General features: G+C 75.1%; 20 protein-coding genes. 12 read left to right on the top strand and 8 right to left on the bottom strand.

Annotated elements, in window-relative coordinates; all coding sequences use genetic code 11:
* The first annotated feature begins 74 nt into the window (after positions 1-74).
* The 3 genes from ACZ6J5_RS21240 (at position 75) to cobJ (ending at position 3561) form a co-directional block, all read left to right on the top strand.
* The gene (locus ACZ6J5_RS21240) at positions 75-1403 is read left to right on the top strand and encodes a cobalamin biosynthesis protein CobG (RefSeq protein ID WP_469393720.1); all 1329 of its coding nucleotides are present in this window, start codon (positions 75-77) and stop codon (positions 1401-1403) included.
* 14 nt (positions 1404-1417) lie between these two features.
* Positions 1418-2053, top strand: a complete 636-nt coding sequence (locus ACZ6J5_RS21235; protein WP_469394180.1) for a precorrin-8X methylmutase — start codon at positions 1418-1420, stop codon at positions 2051-2053.
* Between the two features lie 74 nt (positions 2054-2127).
* Positions 2128-3561: a precorrin-3B C(17)-methyltransferase gene (cobJ, locus tag ACZ6J5_RS21230; protein ID WP_469394178.1), complete on the top strand. Its 1434-nt coding sequence runs from the start codon at positions 2128-2130 to the stop codon at positions 3559-3561.
* 30 nt (positions 3562-3591) lie between these two features.
* On the opposite strand, the gene ACZ6J5_RS21225 is transcribed toward cobJ, so the two are convergent.
* Positions 3592-5130, bottom strand: a complete 1539-nt coding sequence (locus ACZ6J5_RS21225; RefSeq protein ID WP_469393718.1) for a serine hydrolase — start codon at positions 5128-5130, stop codon at positions 3592-3594.
* Positions 5131-5239: 109 nt separating this feature from the next.
* Positions 5240-5998: a cobalt-precorrin-6A reductase gene (locus tag ACZ6J5_RS21220; RefSeq protein ID WP_469393716.1), complete on the bottom strand. Its 759-nt coding sequence runs from the start codon at positions 5996-5998 to the stop codon at positions 5240-5242.
* 12 nt (positions 5999-6010) lie between these two features.
* Here ACZ6J5_RS21220 and ACZ6J5_RS21215 point away from each other — a divergent pair, with 12 nt between their 5' ends.
* Positions 6011-7156, top strand: coding sequence for a cobalt-precorrin-5B (C(1))-methyltransferase (locus tag ACZ6J5_RS21215; protein ID WP_469393714.1), 1146 nt, complete (start codon positions 6011-6013; stop codon positions 7154-7156).
* On the opposite strand, the gene ACZ6J5_RS21210 is transcribed toward ACZ6J5_RS21215, so the two are convergent.
* Positions 7143-7565: a hypothetical protein gene (locus tag ACZ6J5_RS21210; protein WP_469393713.1), complete on the bottom strand. Its 423-nt coding sequence runs from the start codon at positions 7563-7565 to the stop codon at positions 7143-7145. The two genes, ACZ6J5_RS21215 and ACZ6J5_RS21210, sit on opposite strands and share 14 nt — an antisense overlap.
* On the bottom strand, positions 7562-7840 hold the full coding sequence (locus ACZ6J5_RS21205) for a CopG family transcriptional regulator (protein WP_469393711.1): 279 nt from the start codon (positions 7838-7840) through the stop codon (positions 7562-7564). Before ACZ6J5_RS21205 ends, ACZ6J5_RS21210 begins: the two co-directional genes overlap by 4 nt.
* Before the next feature lie 128 nt (positions 7841-7968).
* Here ACZ6J5_RS21205 and ACZ6J5_RS21200 point away from each other — a divergent pair, with 128 nt between their 5' ends.
* Entirely contained in the window at positions 7969-8043 is a 75-nt protein-coding gene (locus ACZ6J5_RS21200; RefSeq protein WP_373297613.1) for a 50S ribosomal protein bL37, read from the top strand.
* 24 nt (positions 8044-8067) lie between these two features.
* Here ACZ6J5_RS21200 and cobM read toward each other — a convergent pair whose 3' ends face one another.
* From cobM to ACZ6J5_RS21185, 3 genes are read right to left on the bottom strand one after another with little or no spacing between them, the layout of a single operon-like run.
* The gene (gene cobM, locus ACZ6J5_RS21195; protein WP_469393709.1) at positions 8068-8817 is read right to left on the bottom strand and encodes a precorrin-4 C(11)-methyltransferase; all 750 of its coding nucleotides are present in this window, start codon (positions 8815-8817) and stop codon (positions 8068-8070) included.
* A 10-nt stretch (positions 8818-8827) separates the two neighbouring features.
* On the bottom strand, positions 8828-10078 hold the full coding sequence (cbiE, locus tag ACZ6J5_RS21190; protein ID WP_469393707.1) for a precorrin-6y C5,15-methyltransferase (decarboxylating) subunit CbiE: 1251 nt from the start codon (positions 10076-10078) through the stop codon (positions 8828-8830).
* 53 nt (positions 10079-10131) lie between these two features.
* On the bottom strand, positions 10132-10272 hold the full coding sequence (locus ACZ6J5_RS21185) for a DUF6126 family protein (RefSeq protein WP_469393705.1): 141 nt from the start codon (positions 10270-10272) through the stop codon (positions 10132-10134).
* A 116-nt stretch (positions 10273-10388) separates the two neighbouring features.
* On the opposite strand from ACZ6J5_RS21185, the gene ACZ6J5_RS21180 reads away from it, so the two are divergent.
* The 3 genes from ACZ6J5_RS21180 to ACZ6J5_RS21170 all read left to right on the top strand — a co-directional run bounded on the left by ACZ6J5_RS21180 (position 10389) and on the right by ACZ6J5_RS21170 (position 12633).
* Positions 10389-11492, top strand: a complete 1104-nt coding sequence (locus tag ACZ6J5_RS21180) for an LLM class flavin-dependent oxidoreductase (protein ID WP_469393703.1) — start codon at positions 10389-10391, stop codon at positions 11490-11492.
* Between the two features lie 4 nt (positions 11493-11496).
* Positions 11497-12120 carry an FMN reductase gene (locus ACZ6J5_RS21175; protein ID WP_469393701.1) on the top strand — a complete coding sequence of 208 codons (624 nt, stop codon included), beginning with the start codon at positions 11497-11499 and terminating at the stop codon, positions 12118-12120.
* 66 nt (positions 12121-12186) lie between these two features.
* Positions 12187-12633 (top strand): universal stress protein, encoded by a 447-nt coding sequence (locus ACZ6J5_RS21170; RefSeq protein ID WP_469393699.1) that lies wholly within the window; start codon positions 12187-12189, stop codon positions 12631-12633.
* Positions 12634-12725: 92 nt separating this feature from the next.
* Here ACZ6J5_RS21170 and ACZ6J5_RS21165 read toward each other — a convergent pair whose 3' ends face one another.
* Positions 12726-13130 carry a hypothetical protein gene (locus tag ACZ6J5_RS21165; protein WP_469393697.1) on the bottom strand — a complete coding sequence of 135 codons (405 nt, stop codon included), beginning with the start codon at positions 13128-13130 and terminating at the stop codon, positions 12726-12728.
* 173 nt (positions 13131-13303) lie between these two features.
* On the opposite strand from ACZ6J5_RS21165, the gene ACZ6J5_RS21160 reads away from it, so the two are divergent.
* The 4 genes from ACZ6J5_RS21160 (at position 13304) to ACZ6J5_RS21145 (ending at position 16487) form a co-directional block, all read left to right on the top strand.
* Positions 13304-13738 carry a DUF7144 family membrane protein gene (locus ACZ6J5_RS21160; protein ID WP_469393695.1) on the top strand — a complete coding sequence of 145 codons (435 nt, stop codon included), beginning with the start codon at positions 13304-13306 and terminating at the stop codon, positions 13736-13738.
* Positions 13735-14172: a hypothetical protein gene (locus tag ACZ6J5_RS21155; RefSeq protein WP_469393693.1), complete on the top strand. Its 438-nt coding sequence runs from the start codon at positions 13735-13737 to the stop codon at positions 14170-14172. The genes ACZ6J5_RS21160 and ACZ6J5_RS21155 overlap by 4 nt, the downstream gene beginning before the upstream one ends.
* A gap of 114 nt (positions 14173-14286) precedes the next feature.
* Positions 14287-14523 (top strand): DUF2630 family protein, encoded by a 237-nt coding sequence (locus ACZ6J5_RS21150; RefSeq protein WP_469394176.1) that lies wholly within the window; start codon positions 14287-14289, stop codon positions 14521-14523.
* A gap of 71 nt (positions 14524-14594) precedes the next feature.
* The gene (locus tag ACZ6J5_RS21145; protein ID WP_469393691.1) at positions 14595-16487 is read left to right on the top strand and encodes an FUSC family protein; all 1893 of its coding nucleotides are present in this window, start codon (positions 14595-14597) and stop codon (positions 16485-16487) included.
* The last annotated feature ends 158 nt before the right edge of the window (positions 16488-16645 follow it).

Genomic DNA, 16645 nt, shown 5'->3' with positions numbered 1-16645 from the left:
CGGGCGGATCACACCCGGCCACGGCGGCGTCACGGCCGGTGGGGGCGGGACGGCCCGTGGGTATGCTCGCCGCCATGTCGGCCACCCCACGCACCTCGCCCGAAGCGGGCGAACCTCTCATACGGGATCGCGGCGACGCCTGTCCGGGTGCGCTGAGACTCCACCCGGCGGACGACGGGCGGCTCGCCCGACTCCGGCTGCCCGGGGGGCGCCTGACGGAGCCTCAGCTCCTGGCACTGGCCGACGCGGCCGAGTCCCTCGGCGACGGGGAGCTCAGCATCACCTCGCGTGGCAACGCGGAGCTGCGCGGCCTGGGCGAGGGCTGCGGCGCCGAGCTGGCCGCGCTCCTCGACCGCGCGGGCCTGCTGCCCTCGCCGGGCCACGAGCGGATCCGCAACATCGTCGCCTCGCCCACCGCCGGCCTGGACGGACTCGGCGGCCCGGACCCGCAGTTGTGGGCGCGCGAGCTGGACGCGCTGCTGTGCGCGGAGGACTGGACGACGGCGCTCTCGGGCCGCTTCCTGTTCGTCCTGGACTCCGGGCGCGGAGACGTCGCGGGGCTCGGCGGCGATGTGACCTTGCTCGCAGAGCGAGCGGGGACGGGGGCGGGAGCCGGGGCCCGTGCTGAGGCCGGGACTACGGCTGGCGCCGGGGCCGGGGCCGGGGCGGGTGCGGCCGGGCCAGGCGAGCGCGCGCTGCTGCTCCTCGGCGGCCACGCCCTGCGGGTCGCCGCCGTCGACGCCCCGCGCGCCGCGCTCGCCGCCGCCGGGGCCTTCCTGCGGACCGCCCGGGCCGCCGGGAACGGCGCCTGGCGGGTGCGGGAGCTGCCCGAGGACCGCCTGCCCGAGCTCGCGGACGCCCTCGCCGGCGCCCTCGCGGACGCCGGGATCGCGGCGGAGCCCGTCCCCGGCCCCGTACCGCTGCCGTGGGGCGCCCCGCCCGTCCCCGGGCCGCTCGGCCCCGGCGCCCTGTACGTCCTCGCCCCGCTCGGGCGGCTCACCGCCGCCCGGCTGCGGGCGCTGGTACCGGCCGCCGAGGTGCGGTTCACGCCCTGGCGCGGGGTGGTCGTCGCCGCGCCGCCCGCCCGGCTCGGCGCGCTGGCCGAGGCGGGCCTGATCACCCGCCCCGACGCCCCCGGCACCGGCGTCGGCGCCTGCGCCGGACGCCCCGGCTGCGCCAAGTCCCTCGCCGACGTGCGGCGGGACGCCGCCCTCGCGCCGGCCGGCTCGCTGCCCGTGCACTACTCGGGCTGCGACCGCCGCTGCGGGCACCCGCATGGCGCCTGGGTCGACGTCCTCGCGACCGCCGACGGCGGCTACCTCGTCGACGGCGCCCCCACCCCCCGCACCTCCCTGTCCGAAGCCGTCGCGGCGGCCCGCGGCCCGGCGACACCCACGAGATGAGCGAGAACACCAGGATGTACGAGTACGAGAAGGACGGCGCGGAGATCTACCGCCGCTCCTTTGCCACGATCCGCGCCGAGGCGGACCTCGCGGGCCTGCCCGCCGACGTCGCCACGGTCGCCGTACGCATGATCCACGCCTGCGGCATGACCGACCTGGTCCGGGACATCGCCTACTCCCCCGGCGTCGTCGCCTCGGCCCGCGCCGCCCTGCGCGCGGGCGCGCCGATCCTGTGCGACGCGCGGATGGTCGCCAGCGGCGTCACCCGCAAGCGGCTGCCCGCCGACAACGACGTGGTCTGCACGCTGTCCGACCCGGCCGTGCCGGGCCTCGCCGCCGAGCTGGGCACCACCCGCTCGGCCGCCGCCATGGAGCTGTGGCGGGACCGCCTGGAGGGCTCCGTCGTCGCCGTCGGCAACGCGCCGACCGCGCTCTTCCACCTCCTGGAGATGATCGCGAAGGGCGCCGGGAAGCCCGCCGCCGTGCTCGGCATCCCGGTGGGCTTCATCGGTGCCGCCGAGTCCAAGGACGCGCTCGCCGCCAACGACCTCGGCCTGGAGTACCTGGTGGTCCGGGGCCGCCGGGGCGGCAGCGCCATGACCGCGGCGGCGCTCAACGCCCTCGCGCACGAAGCGGAGATCCAGCAGTGACGGCAGTGAACACGGGGGCCGCCGTGCCCGGAAAGCTGTACGGGGTCGGGCTCGGGCCCGGTGACCCCGACCTGATGACGGTGGCCGCCGTGAAGGCCATCGCGGAGGCGGACGTCGTCGCCTACCACTCGGCCCGGCACGGGCGGTCCATCGCCCGCTCGATCGCCGCCGCGCACCTGCGCGAGGACCACATCGAGGAGCGGCTGATGTACCCGCTCACGGTGGAGACCACCGACCACCCCGGCGGCTACCGGGGCGCGCTCGACGACTTCTACGAGGAGGCCGCGGCCCGGCTCGCCGCCCACCTCGACGCGGGCCGCACGGTCGCCGTGCTCGCCGAGGGCGACCCGCTGTTCTACGGCTCGTACCAGCACATGCACAAGCGGCTGGCCGACCGCTACGACACCACCGTCATCCCCGGCGTCACCTCCGTGAGCGCCGCCGCCGCCCGGCTCGGCGAGCCGCTGTGCGAGGCGGAGGAGGTGCTGACGATCGTCCCCGGCACGCTGCCGGAGGACGAGCTGACGGCCCGCCTCGCGGGCACCGACTCGGCGGTCGTGATGAAGCTGGGCCGCACCTTCCCCACCGTGCGGCGAGCCCTGGAGCGGGCCGGCCGGCTTGAGGACGCGCGGTACGTGGAGCGGGCGTTCATGGCGGGCGAGCGCACCGGCCGCCTCGACGAGATAGCCCCGGACTCGGTCCCGTACTTCTCGGTCGCCGTCCTGCCCTCCCGCATCGACGCCGAGCCGCCGGTACGCGAGCGGGGCGAGGTCGTCGTGGTCGGCACCGGGCCGGCCGGGGCGCCCTGGCTGACGCCCGAGTCGCGCGGCGCGCTCGTCAACGCCGACGTCCTCGTCGGCTACACCACCTACCTGGACCGCGTGCCGGTCCTGCGCGCCGGGCAGCTCCGGCACGGCTCCGACAACAAGGTCGAGTCGGAGCGCGCCGAGTTCGCCCTCGACCTGGCCCGGCGCGGGCGCCGCGTCGCGGTCGTCTCCGGCGGCGACCCGGGCGTCTTCGCGATGGCGACCGCCGTCCTGGAGGTCGCCTCGGAGGAGCGGTACGCCGACGTGCCCGTCCGCGTGCTGCCCGGTGTGACCGCCGCCAACGCCGCCGCCGCCGCGGCGGGCGCGCCGCTCGGCCACGACTACGCGACGATCTCCCTCTCCGACCGCCTCAAGCCCTGGGACGTCATCGCCGGCCGCCTGCGCGCCGCCGCCGAGGCCGACCTGGTCCTCGCCATCTACAACCCGGGCTCCCGGTCCCGCACCCACCAGGTCGCCGCCGCCCGCGAGCTCCTGCTGGAGCTGCGGGCGCCCGACACCCCGGTGGTCGTCGCCCGCGACGTCGGCGGCCCGGAGCAGTCGGTGCGGATCCTGACCCTGAAGACCCTGGACCCGGCCGAGGTCGACATGCGCACCCTGCTCCTGGTCGGCTCCACCCAGACCGTCGTGACGGAACGGGGCGACGGGCGGACCATCGCGTGGACGCCGCGGCGGTACGGATAGACGGTCTCCCCGACGGGAGGGTCCCGGCGGCTACCGGCTGAACGTCCCCAGACCCTCCGCGTCCAGGTACTCGACGGTGAAGGACTTCCCGTCCGGGGCGAAGGTGACCCCGGTGCGGCCGACGGCGTTCTCGCCCGCGGTCTCGAAGCTGAACGTGTCGCCGGCGTAGTGCGTCAGGCGGTACGACTGGGGCTTCGGGCCCAGTTGGAGGGTGAGGGTGCCGTCGGCGGCGGCGACGATCCGGGCCGGGCCGTAGTACGCGTTGCGGTACGTGCCCGCGTAGGTCTGGGCGGCCTTCGGGGGCGCGGCGCCGGACGGCGGGCGGGTGTAGTCGGTCTTCGAGCGGAGCGCGTCCGTCTGCGCCTGGTACACCTGCTGGATGAGCGGGATCCAGTCGCGGGTGGGCTGCCCGTGCTCCGCGATGTCGAAGAAGTCGAGCGCGACGGCGTCGGCGACGCCGACCGGTGAGGCGTTGGTGAGGACGACGATGCCGAGCTGCTCGCCGGGCAGCATCGTCACGTTGGTGTGCGCGCCGAGTTCGAAGCCGCCGGTGTGCGACAGCTTGAGCCGGCCCGCGTCGTCGTAGCTCACGTTCCAGCCGAGGCCGTAGAAGCCGGTCCGCGCGGCCGGGGCGTGCGGCGGGTTGGAGACCGCCTCGGGCCAGTGGGTGCGCTGGAGGGCTTCGGCGGGGATGATCTGGCGCCCGTCCAGCTTGCCGTCGGCGAGCTGGAGCTTCACCCACGTCGCCATGTCACGGGCGGACGAGCTGACGCCGCCCGCCGGGGACTGGGCGTCCGCGTCCCGTACGTACCGCGCCTTCCACGTGCCGTCGGCGGCCTTCGCGTGACCGTAGGCGCGGTCGGGGGCGTTCACGAAGTCCTGGAAGCGGGAGCTGGTACGGCTCATGCCGGCCGGCTTGTAGAGGACGTCGTCGGACAGCTTGTCCCAGGGCACGCCCTTCTCCGCCGCCACGGCCACCGCGGCGCCCGTCAGGCCGAAGTTGGTGTAGGCGTAGCTCGCCCGGAACGGGGTGAGGGGCTCGTACCGCAGGTGGGACAGGATGTACTGCTGGTCGTAGCCGAGGTCTTCGAGGAGGTCCCCGGCGTGGTCGGGGAGGCCGCTGCGGTGCGCGAACAGGTCGGCGGCCGTCATGTGCGAGGTGACCCACGGGTCCTTGAGCGCGAAGTCCGGCGCGTACGGCGCGACGGGTTTCGTCCAGCCGTCGACGCCGACGGCGCCCGCGACCACCGTGGAGGCGATCGGCTTCGAGACGGACGCGAGCTGGAAGACGGTGTCGGCGTCGACCGTGGCGCTCTCGCCGACCTTCCGTACGCCGTACCCCTGGAGCTTGATCACCTTGCCGTCGTGGACGACGGCGACGGAGACCCCCGGCACCCCGGTCCGTTTCATGGCCGCCTGGACCACCCCGTCCAGCTGGTCGACGGCCCGCCGCACGTCGGCGTCGTCGAGCTGGGCGGGCGGCTGGGCCGGGGGCGGCGAGGGCCCCGGCGCCGTGGCGCCGAGCAGCGCCGTCAGTCCCGCCGCGGCAAGCCATCGAACGGTACTCATCTCTCCATTGAAGGACCTGCCGCCGAGTCTGTCGCGCGCTGCCCGGCGGGGGCCGGCCCCGGAGCCGGCCGGCCCCCGCCCCGGTGGGGCCTCAGGCCCGGCCCCGGCCTCAGGCGGGCCCCAGGCCCAGCGCCCAGCCGGCCGCCTCCTCCGGCGTCGCCGCCACCGCGACCCCCGCCGGGACGGGCGGGCGGCGCACCACGACGACCGGGATCCCGGCCTCGCGCGCGGCGGTGAGCTTCGGGGCGGTCGCCGCGCCGCCGCTGTCCTTCGTCACCAGGACGTCGATCCGGTGCCGGGCGAGCAGCTCACGTTCGCCCTCCAGCGTGAACGGGCCGCGTTCCAGGAGGACTTCGGTACGGGCGGGCATCGGCGCGTCGGGCGCGTCGACGGACCGGACGAGGAACCACTCGGGGCGCTCGGCGAAGGCCGCGAGCCCCATCCGGCCGGTGGTCAGGAACACGCGGTCACCGAGCCCGCCGAGCGCGCCGGCGGCCTCCGCCAGCGAGCCCGCCTCGTGCCAGTCGTCCCCGTCCACCGGGACCCAGCCGGGCCGCCGCAGCGCGAGCAGGGGAACATGGGCGGTGGCGGCCGCCCGGGCCGCGTTGAAACTGATCCGCTCGGCGAAGGGATGGGTGGCGTCGATGACCGCGTCCACGCCGTGGAGCCGTATCCAGTCGGCCAGCCCCGCCGCCCCGCCGAAGCCGCCGACCCGCACCTCGCCGGCCGGCAGGCGCGGCGCGGCGACCCGCCCGGCGAGGGAACTGGTGACCCGGGGCCCGGCCCCGTCCGTCGCGTCCGTCGCGCCGTGCAGCAGCCCGGCGAGGACCCGGCCCTCGGTCGTTCCCCCGAGTATGAGTACGTGCATGGGAGTCCATCCGTGAGTGCGACGAGTTCCGGCGGCGGGCGTGAGGCCCAACTCAAGCACACGGGCCTGCGCCCGGGCTGGACGACCGGCGCCTGCGCGACGGCGGCGACGACCGCCGCGTACACGGCGCTGCTCACCGGCGAGTTCCCCGACCCGGTGACGATCACCCTGCCGAAGGGCCAGACCCCGGCCTTCGCGCTGGCGGTGGAGTCCCTGGATCCCGGCACCGGCTCGGCCACGGCCGGGGTGGTGAAGGACGCGGGCGACGACCCGGACGTGACGCACGGGGCGCTGATCCGCTCGACGGTGCGGCTCCTGCCGCCCGGCTCGGGCGTGGTCTTCCGGGCCGGTCCCGGTGTCGGCACGGTCACGCTCCCCGGCCTGCCGCTGGAGGTGGGCGAGCCGGCGATCAACCCGGTGCCTCGGCGGCTGATGCGCGAGCACGTGGCGGCGGTCGCGGCGGCGCACGGCGGGAGCGGGGACGTGGAGATCACGGTGTCGGTGGACGGCGGCGAGGAGATCGCCCGGTCGACCTGGAACCCGAGGATCGGCATCCTCGGCGGGCTGTCGATCCTCGGCACGACGGGTGTCGTCGTGCCGTACTCGTGCTCGGCGTGGATCGACTCGATCCGCCGGGGCGTGGACGTGGCCCGCGCGGCCGGTCTCACCCACGTGGCGGGCTGCACGGGCTCCACGTCGGAGAGGACGGTGACGGAGCTGTACGAGCTGCCGGAGCTGGCCCTCCTCGACATGGGCGACTTCGCGGGCGCGGTCCTGAAGTACATCCGCCGCCACCCGGTGGACCGGCTGACGGTCTGCGGCGGCTTCGCGAAGCTGTCGAAGCTCGCCGCGGGCCATCTGGACCTGCACTCGGCCCGCTCCCAGGTCGACAAGGGCTTCCTGGCCGACCTGGCCCGCTCGGGCGGCGCCCCGGAGGCGCTGGCCGAGGAGATCACCGCCGCGAACACGGGCCTGGCCGCCCTGCGCCTCGCCGAGGCCGCCGCCGTCCCCCTCGGCGACCTGGTCGCCGCCCGGGCCCGCGACGAGGCCCTGGCGGTGCTGCGCGGCGCCCCGGTGACGGTGGACGTGGTGTGCGTCGACCGGGCGGGGGCCGTGGTGGGGCGCTCGGAGGCGGCGGGTCCGCTCAGACCTTCCTGACGACGACGTGGTCCGGGAGCAGCCGCTCCAGGTCGTCCACGTCCGAGGTGAGCACCGTGACGTGCCCGGTCTGCCGCAGGGCGACGACGGCCAGGAGCGCGCCGATCGCGTACTTGTGGCCGTGCAGTCCGGCGGCGGCGAGGAGACGGCGGGCCTGACGGGCCTCGTCCTTGCCGATCTCCGCCACCTTGATCCGGGACAGGATCCAGTCCCAGCGCTGCCCGGTCGTCCTGCCGTCGTGGGCCTCGACCAGGGTCAGCGGGGAGGTGATGACCTCCGCGCGGCCGGCGGCGGCGAGGTCGAGGCGGGCCATCATCGTCCGGTCGCCCCGGACCGCCAGCGACAGGGCCTCGCTGTCCAGCACCAAGGTGCGGGCCCGGGGGGCGGGGTCCGGCCGCCGCTTCGTCACGCGGCTTCCCCGGCGGTCCGCTCACGGGCCGCACGGCGCCGGTCGTGCTCGGCATCGAGGTCGTCCAGCTCGGCGAGAGCGGCGGCCCGCTCTCTCTCGGCCACCGCCCCGTGCTCCTCTTCCAGCCAGCCGACGAGCTCCCGCAGCCGGTCGCGGTCGCGCCGCAGCCGCAACGCCTCCGCGACGTACGCCGAGAGGCCGTGCTCGGCCGCGTCGGCGCGGACCTCCTCCAGGAGGTCCTCGGGGATCGTCACCGTCACCTTCTTGGTAGCCATACTCACCATACCTATCGCCGTACAGGCGACCGGCGCACGGATGCCCGACATGCGCCCCCCACCCCCCGAACCTAGGCTTGCCAGGGCAGAGCCCCCAGCCCACCCAGGTCTCCAGGGAGGAACCCGCCATGTCGAAGCGAGGCAACAAGCGCCGGGCGCGGAAGAAGAAGGGCGCCAACCACGGGAAGCGGCCCAACGCCTGAGCCGTCCCGTCGCGGTCCGGGGCCTCAGCAGGTGTGGCGGTCCCGGGCCGGGTCGTACAGGTGGCTGTCGCGGAACTCCGACGCGGCCAGCGTGCGGCCCACGATGATCACCGCCGTCTTGGTGATCCCCGACTCCCTCAGCTGGTCCGCGATGTCCGCGAGGGTCCCGCGCAGCACCAGTTCGTCCGGGCGGCTGGCCATCGCGACGACGGCCGCCGGGCAGTCCTCGCCGTAGTGCGGGACGAGTTCGGCGACGATCCGGTCGGCGTACCGCGCCGCCAGGTGCAGCACCAGGAGGGCGCCGCTGCGGCCGAGGGTCGCCAGGTCCTCGCCGGCCGGCATCGGTGTCGCCTGCTGGGCGATCCGGGTCAGGATGACGGTCTGGCCGACGGTCGGGACGGTCAGCTCCCGCTTGAGGGCCGCCGCGGCGGCGGCGAAGGCCGGGACGCCGGGCACGACCTCGTACGGGATGCCCGCCGCGTCCAGCCGGCGCATCTGCTCGGCCATGGCGCTGAAGACGGACGGGTCGCCGGAGTGCAGCCGGGCCACGTCCAGACCGGCCGCGTGGGCGGCGGCGGTCTCCGCGACGATCTGGTCCAGGTCCATCCGGGCCGTGTCGACCAGCTTCGCGTCCGGGGGGCACTCGGCGAGCAGCTCGACGGGGACGAGCGAGCCCGCGTACAGGCAGACCCCGCACCGGGCGAGGGTCCGCGCGCCGCGCACGGTGATCAGGTCGGCCGCGCCGGGGCCCGCGCCGATGAAGTAGACGGTCATGTCGGTGTGTTCAACCCTTCGTTACGGACCATTGGGTGACCGGCATCGCCTGCCGCCAGCCGGTGAAGCCGCCCACCGGCACGGCGGCGGCGACGGCGAGCCGGACCAGTTCGCCGCCGTGCGCGCGGTGGCGTGCGGCGAGCACCGCCTCGGACTCCAGCGTCACCGTGTTGGCGACCAGCCGGCCGCCGGCCGGGAGCGCGTCCCAGCAGGTGTCGAGCAGGCCGGGGGCGGTCAGTCCGCCGCCGATGAAGACCGCGTCGGGCACCGGAAGACCGGCCAGCCCGTCGGGGGCGGCGGCCGTCACCACCCGCAGCCCGGGGACGCCGAGGGCCGCCGCGTTGCGCGCGATGCGGGCGGCGCGCTCCGGGGAGCGTTCCACGGAGACGGCCCGGCAGTCGCGGTGGGCCCGCATCCATTCGACGCCGATGGAGCCGGAGCCGCCGCCGATGTCCCAGAGCAGCTCGCCGGGGGCGGGCGCGAGCGCGGCCAGCGTGGCGGCGCGGACGTGCCGCTTGGTGAGCTGCCCGTCGTGCTCGTACGCCTCGTCGGGCAGGCCGGAGGTGACGCCGAGCCGGAGCGCGTCCGGGTCGCGGACGCAGTCGAGGGCGATCACGTGCAGCGGGTCGGCGGCGCCGTGCGGCCAGTCGGCGGCGGTGCCGTCGAGGAGCGCCTCGCGCGGGGAGCCGAGCTGTCCGAGGACGCGGATCCGGGTGCCGCCCCAGCCCCGCGCGCGCAGCAGGGCGGCGACCCGGGCCGGGGACTCGGGGCCCTCCCCGAGCAGCAGCAGGCGGCGCCCGTCGTGCAGCCGGGCGACGAGTGCGTCGAGGGGGCGGGCGACGAGGGAGACGGTCTCGGTGGCCTCCAGGGGCCAGCCGAGGCGGGCGCAGGCGTACGAGACGGAGGACGGGTGCGGCAGGACCCGGAGCCGCTCGGGGCCGAGGGTCCGGGCGAGCGTGTGCCCGATCCCGTAGAACATCGGGTCGCCGCTGGCGAGGACCGCGATCCGGCGGCCGGCGTGGGCGTCGAGCAGTCCGGGCACGGCGGGCAGCAGCGGGGTGGGCCAGGGGACGCGGGCGCCGGGGCAGTCGGCGGGCAGCAGGCCGAGCTGGCGGGGGCCGCCGATCAGCACCTCGGCGGCGCGCAGGGCCCGTCGGGAGGGCTCGGGGAGTCCGTCCCAGCCGTCCGCGCCGATCCCGACGACGGTCACCGGCCCGGGTACCGAACCGGGCACCGGCCCGGGTATCGCAGCAGCGTTCACGCCCGGGACTCTACGTGAGCGGGGCCGGAGCCCCCGCGCGCGGTCGCTCGCGGTCACTTCTGGGCGTGCTGCCCGACGTAGAAGAGCACCCAGACGAAGCCGGCGAAGGCGTGCGTGGCGAAGACGTACACGAAGACGCGGAGCATCACGCCCCGCTCCTTCCAGCGCTCGGTGTCGGTGGGGTCGTCGGCCATGCCGTCCAGCCTAAGGGCCGGGAATAGGCGCGGGGGGTGCGCCGTTCCCCCTGATGATTTAAGATTCAACCAACAAAGCGGCCGGCACCGGCGGCGAAAGGCGAGAGGTGAGCACGATGCAGTTCGGGATCTTCACCGTCGGCGACGTGACGACCGACCCGACGACCGGCCGTACCCCCACCGAGCACGAGCGGATCAAGAACACCGTCGCCATCGCGCTCAAGGCCGAGGAGGTCGGCCTGGACGTCTTCGCGACCGGCGAGCACCACAACCCGCCGTTCGTCCCGTCCTCCCCGACCACGCTCCTCGGGCACATCGCGGCCCGCACGGAGAACCTGATCCTCTCCACCTCCACCACCCTGATCACCACCAACGACCCGGTGAAGATCGCCGAGGACTACGCGACCCTCCAGCACCTCGCCGACGGGCGCGTCGACCTGATGATGGGCCGGGGCAACACCGGCCCGGTCTACCCGTGGTTCGGCCAGGACATCCGGCAGGGCATCCCGCTCGCCATCGAGCACTACGCGCTCCTCCACAAGCTGTGGAGGGAGGACGTGGTCGACTGGGAGGGCAAGTTCCGCAGCGCGCTCCAGGGCTTCACGTCCACCCCGCGCCCGCTCGACGGCGTCCCGCCGTTCGTCTGGCACGGCTCCATCCGCTCCCCGGAGATCGCCGAGCAGGCCGCCTACTACGGCGACGGCTTCTTCGCGAACCACATCTTCTGGCCCAAGCAGCACACCGAGAAGATGGTCCGCCTCTACCGCCAGCGGTACGCGCACTACGGCCACGGCACCCCCGAGCAGGCCGTCGTCGGCCTCGGCGGCCAGGTCTTCATGCGGAAGAACTCGCAGGACGCGGTACGGGAGTTCCGCCCGTACTTCGACAACGCGCCGGTCTACGGCCACGGCCCCTCCCTGGAGGAGTTCAGCCGCGAGACCCCGCTGACCGTCGGCTCCCCGCAGGAGGTCATCGAGCGCACCCTGTCCTTCCGCGACTACGTCGGCGACTACCAGCGCCAGCTCTTCCTGGTCGACCACGCCGGGCTGCCCCTGAAGACGGTCCTGGAGCAGCTCGACATCCTCGGCGAGGAGGTCGTCCCGGTGCTCCGCAAGGAGTTCGCGAACCTGCGCCCGGCCGACGTCCCCGCCACCGCCCCGCTCCACCCCGCCGTACAGCGCGCCCACGAGGCCAAGCCCGCAGAGAAGCAGGAGGTCTGAGGTCATGCGGACGCTGAAGCTGGTCGCCGTCTCCGCCGGCCTGAGCACCCCCTCCTCCACCCGGCTGCTCGCCGACCGGCTCCTCCAGTCGGCCCGCTACCGGCTCGCCGAGCGGGAGTACGCCGTCGACGTCGAGGTCGTCGAACTGCGCGACCTCGCCGTGGACATCGCCAAGAACCTCGTCACGGGCTTCCCGTCCGAGAAGCTCCAGGGCGCGATCGACGCGGTGACCGGGGCGGACGGCGTCATCGCCGTCACCCCCGTCTTCACCGCCTCCTACAGCGGGCTCTTCAAGTCCTTCTTCGACCTGATCGACCCGTCCGCGCTCACCGGCGTGCCGGTCCTGCTCGGCGCCACCGGCGGCACCGCCCGCCACTCCCTCGCCCTCGACCACGCCCTGCGCCCGCTCTTCGCCTATCTGCGGGCCCTCACCGTCCCGACCGGCGTCTACGCGGCGTCGGAGGACTGGGGCTCGGGCGGCGACGAGTACACCGAGGGGCTGCCGGCCCGGATCACCCGCGCCGGGACCGAGTTCGCGGACATCGTGGCCGGCCGGCCCGCCCGGCGCGGCGACGAGGACGAGATCGTCCCCTTCGAGAAGCAATTGGCCGATCTGCGGCTGGATTGATCCGTTTGTTACGTTGGTCGGGAGGTCTCCACTCGGGGCCTCCCGACAGCGAAACGGAGGTCGGTCATGGCCGGCGGCAGGATCGTGGTGGGCGTGGACGGCTCGGCTCCGTCCCTGAGGGCACTGAAGTGGGCGGCGGCCCAGGCCGCCCTGACCGGGGATTCCCTCCATGCGGTGATCAGCTGGGAGTTCCCGGCCTCCTGGGCCACCCTGATGCCGGGCGTCCCGGCCGAGTTCGACCCGGAACGCCTCGCGCAGCAGATCCTCGACCAGGCCCTCGACCAGACCCTGGCCCCCGCCACCGCCGGCGCGGCCACCCGCACCGTCGTGGGCGGCAACGCGGCCCAGGCCCTGATCGACCAGGCCAAGGGCGCCACCCTGCTGGTGGTCGGCGACCGGGGCTACAGCGGCTTCAAGGCGGCCGTCCTCGGCTCGGTCTCCTCCCACGTCACCCAGCACGCCCCCTGCCCGGTCGTCGTCGTCCGCGGCGACATCCCGGGCGAGGAGGGCTAGGAGGGCCGGGAGGGCCGGGAGCCAGGGCCTGCGGGCCGGGCCCCGGCCGAGGCGGCGTCGGCGTACGGCCGGCGCCGCTCCGGGCGGCCGGTTCAGTGGGGCGCGGCGTGCCCCGCCGCGTCCTCGTGGGTGTAGAAGAGGTAGAACGCGGCGGCGCCGCTCACCGCCGCGACGATCACTCCGAGCAGCGCGGACGAGTAGACGCTCGCGCCGGACAGGCTGTAGAGGAAGCCGACCGCGATGCCGGCGAGGCCGCCCCAGGCCACCGCGCGCAGCTCGCGCCGCAGCCGTCCGCCGAAGCGGCGCAGGCTGTGGACCGAGACGGCGACCACGACGGCGCTGATCAGGCCGAGCCAGAACTGGCCCCAGGACAGGGCGCCGCCGTGGCGGGCGATGACCGGGGCGTAGAGACCGTAGGCGACGCCGAGCGTGACGGGCACGGCCCAGCCGTGCGTGCTCAGCTGCCTCCGGGGGGATACGGCTGCGTGTGCGGCCATGGCGGGAGCTCCTTTCCCCGGAACCGCTCCTGCGGTTCCCGCACCCTCCAGGGCACACCCGCCCCGGGCCCCCCGCAAGTGGATCAGGCGGCGTCGGCTCCCGTCGGGCGCCCCTCACCCGTATGGCTCAACTGAACCGTTCGCGGGCGGGCCGGCGCTCCGACGATGGGTCCATGAGCCAGAACACCGCACCATCGCAGCAGCGGACACCGGGCCGGAGCGGCGGCGGCTGGGCCGCCGGGGGGACCCTCTTCGCCGGTGTCCTCATGCTGGTCACCGGCATCATGGACGTCTTCCAGGGCATCGCGGGCATCGCCGAGGACGACGTCTACACCCGGGTCGGCGACTACGTCTTCAAGTTCAACCTGACCACCTGGGGCTGGATCCACCTCGTCCTCGGCGTCGTCGTCGCCATCGCGGGCTACGGCATCCTCAAGGGCGCCGAGTGGGGCCGGGTCGCGGGCATCGCGCTCGCGTCCCTGAACGTCATCGCCCACTTCCTCTTCCTGCCCTACCAGCCCTGGTGGGCGCTCTTCTCCATGGCCGTCTCCATCTTCGTGATCTGGGCCCTGGCCACCGACGAGCCCGACCGGGGCGAGCGCCGGTGAGCCGGGCACGCGCCGCGGCGGGCGCGCTCGCGCTGCTCCTCGGGCTCTCCCTGGCCGCCACCGGCTGCGACCAGGCCAAGGAGGCGGCCGGCGACATCGTCTCCTCGGCCACGGCCGCCGCCGCGTCCGCCGCCCAGCAGAAGATGGACGAGGTCAAGGACGGGGTGAACGCGACCGGCGACGTCAAGGCCGGGCCGACCTCGACGGACGGCGACCGGACGGTCGCCGAGATCACCGCGACCAACCCCAAGGACAAGACCGCCGACTACACGGTGTGGGTCAACTTCCGCGACACCGACGGCAATCTGCTCGACTCCGTCATCCTGAACATCGACGCCGTCGAGGCCGGGAAGTCCAAGTCCGGCACGGCACGCAGCAACCGGAACCTCACCGGCGACACCAAGGCCGAGATCCAGCAGGCCGTACGCCACTAGGACCTGTCGCAGGGCCCGTCCGGCAGGCCGTACGCCGCCGAGGCCCCCCGGGGCCCCCGGGCGCCCGACCTGCGGGGCGGGCGCCCATCGGCCACGCTGAAAGGCATGGACACCATGGACGACGACGAGATCCTCACCACCATCGGCACCCTCGTCGAGGAGGAGCGCGCCCTGCGCGCCCGCACCGGCGGCCTCCCGGACGAGGAGCGCTCCCGCCTCGCCGAGCTGGAGGTCCGGCTGGACCAGTGCTGGGACCTGCTGCGCCAGCGGCGCGCCAAGGCCGAGTACGGCGAGGACCCGGACAGCGCCGCGGTCCGCCCGGCGGCCGAGGTCGAGGGCTACCGCAACTGACCCCGCCCGCCGCGCCCCGGCGCTCCCCACCCGCCTGGCTCACCGCGGGACTCCGCCCGCAGCCCACCCCGGTGCCCTGGGCCGCCGTGCTGCGCGCCGCCGTCGCGCTCGCCGCGCCGCTGGCGGTCGGCTTCGCCGCCGGGCAGCCCGCCTACGGGGCGCTCGTCTCCATGGGCGCCCTGTCCGGCGTCATCGGCGACACCGCCGACGCGTACCGGATGCGGATCTTCAACATCGCCGTCCCGCAGCTCTTCGGCGCCCTCGGCGTCACCCTCGGCACCCTCGTCTTCGGACAGGGCTGGCTCGCCGTCGCCGCCCTCACCGTCATCGCGCTGGTCTCCGGGATGATCTCCTCGATCGGCGCCGTCGCCTCCGTCTCCGGACTGCTGCTCCTGCTCAACGCCGTCGTCGGCGCCGGCCTGATGATGCCCGACCCCTGGTGGAAGGCGCCGCTGCTGCTCGGCCTCGGCGGCGTCGTCGTCCTCGTGCTCACCCTGCTCGGCTGGCCGCTGCGCGGCGGCACCCCCGAACGCACCGCCGTCGCCGGGACCTACCGGGCGCTCGCCGAGCTCTTCGAGGCCTCCGGCACCGGCTCGTACGACGAGAAGCGGCAGGCCGTCACCGCCTCCCTCAACCAGTCCTACGACCTCGTCCTCGCCCGCCGGGCCCGCCAGCACGGCCGGGCGCCGAGCCTGGTGCGGCTGCTCGCCCAGCTCAACGCGCTCGTCCCGGCCCTGGAGGCCGCGCCCGCCGCCCACCTCGCCGCCCGCCGCTTCCACTGGCCGCTGCCGCCCGAGGTCCCGGCCGCCGTGCGCGCCCTCGCCGACGCCGTCGACCGGGGCCGCACCGGGCCGTACACGCTCGACCTGCCCGAGGCCCGGCGCCCCTCCGAGAAGGCTATCGACGCGGCCCTGCGCTACGCCGCCACCGTCGTCCACAACGCCGAGCCCAACCCGCACAACGTCGACGACCGGCTCGGCCGCCCCGCCGCCCTGCGGGTCCGGATCCGGCGCACCGCGCGCGGGGTGCTGTTCTCCGAGGCGTCCTGGCGCTACGGGCTGCGGCTCGCCCTGTGCATCGGGCTCTCCCAGGCCCTCGTCTCGATGATCCCGGTGCCCCGCTCGTACTGGGTCGCCCTCACCGTCACCTTCGTCATGAAGCCCGACTTCGGCTCGGTCTTCTCCCGCGCCGTGCTGCGCGCGCTCGGCACCGCCGGCGGGCTGCTGCTCGCCGCGCCGGTGCTCGCCGCCGTGCCGCGCGGCTGGTGGGACGTGCCCGTGATGATGCTGCTCGGCGCCCTGATCCCGGCCTTCTCCGCGAAGGGGTACGCCTTCCAGACCGCCGCCATCACCCCGGTCATCCTGCTCCTGTCCGACCTGCTCAACCACCAGGGCTTCGACCTCGTGCTGCCCCGGCTCTACGACTCGCTGATCGGCTGCGCGATCGCCCTGGTCGCCGGCTATCTGCTGTGGCCCGAGTCCTGGCACACCCGGGTCGCCGACCGGCTCGCCGACGCCGTCGCCGACACGGCCGGCTACGTGGCCCTCGCCTTCTCCCCGCCGTCGCCGCCCGCCGGGGGCCCCGACCACGCGGTGACGGCCCGGCACCGGGCCCGGCGCGCGCTGTACCGGGACATGTCCGCCGTCCGCTCCGAGTTCCAGCGGGCCCTCACCGAACCGCCGCCCGCCGGGGACCTCGCCGCCGCCTGGTGGCCGCTGACCATCGCCGTGGAGCGGATCGTGGACGCCACCACCGCCGCCCGGATCCGCGTCGACCACGGCGCGCCCCCGCCGCCGCCCGCCGAGGTCACGGCCGTCGAGGGGCAGTTGCGGGAGCTCGCCGAGGGGCTGCGGTCCAGCGACGTCCTGGTGGCGGTCCGGATCGACCTCGGCGGCGACGAGGAAGGCGTCCTGGAGCCGCTCCGGCAGGAGGTCAGAGCGGCGCGCGCCATCGCCTCGCCGTAACAGGGCTCCGGAGGAGGCGCCTTGGACGCGGCCGAGGTTCAAACCCGGCCAATGGGGCGTACGGAAGCCCTTACCGGCGGTTGCGGAACGCTACCCTCCCACCGCCGTTACCGGAATCCACGCGTACGACTACGATGCGCTCGACTCACCGTGATCCG

The organism is Streptomyces sp. NPDC042100 (assembly GCF_055582325.1).
The sequence above is the reverse complement of the archived record's forward strand: the minus strand, read 5'-3'. Positions and strand labels throughout refer to the sequence as shown.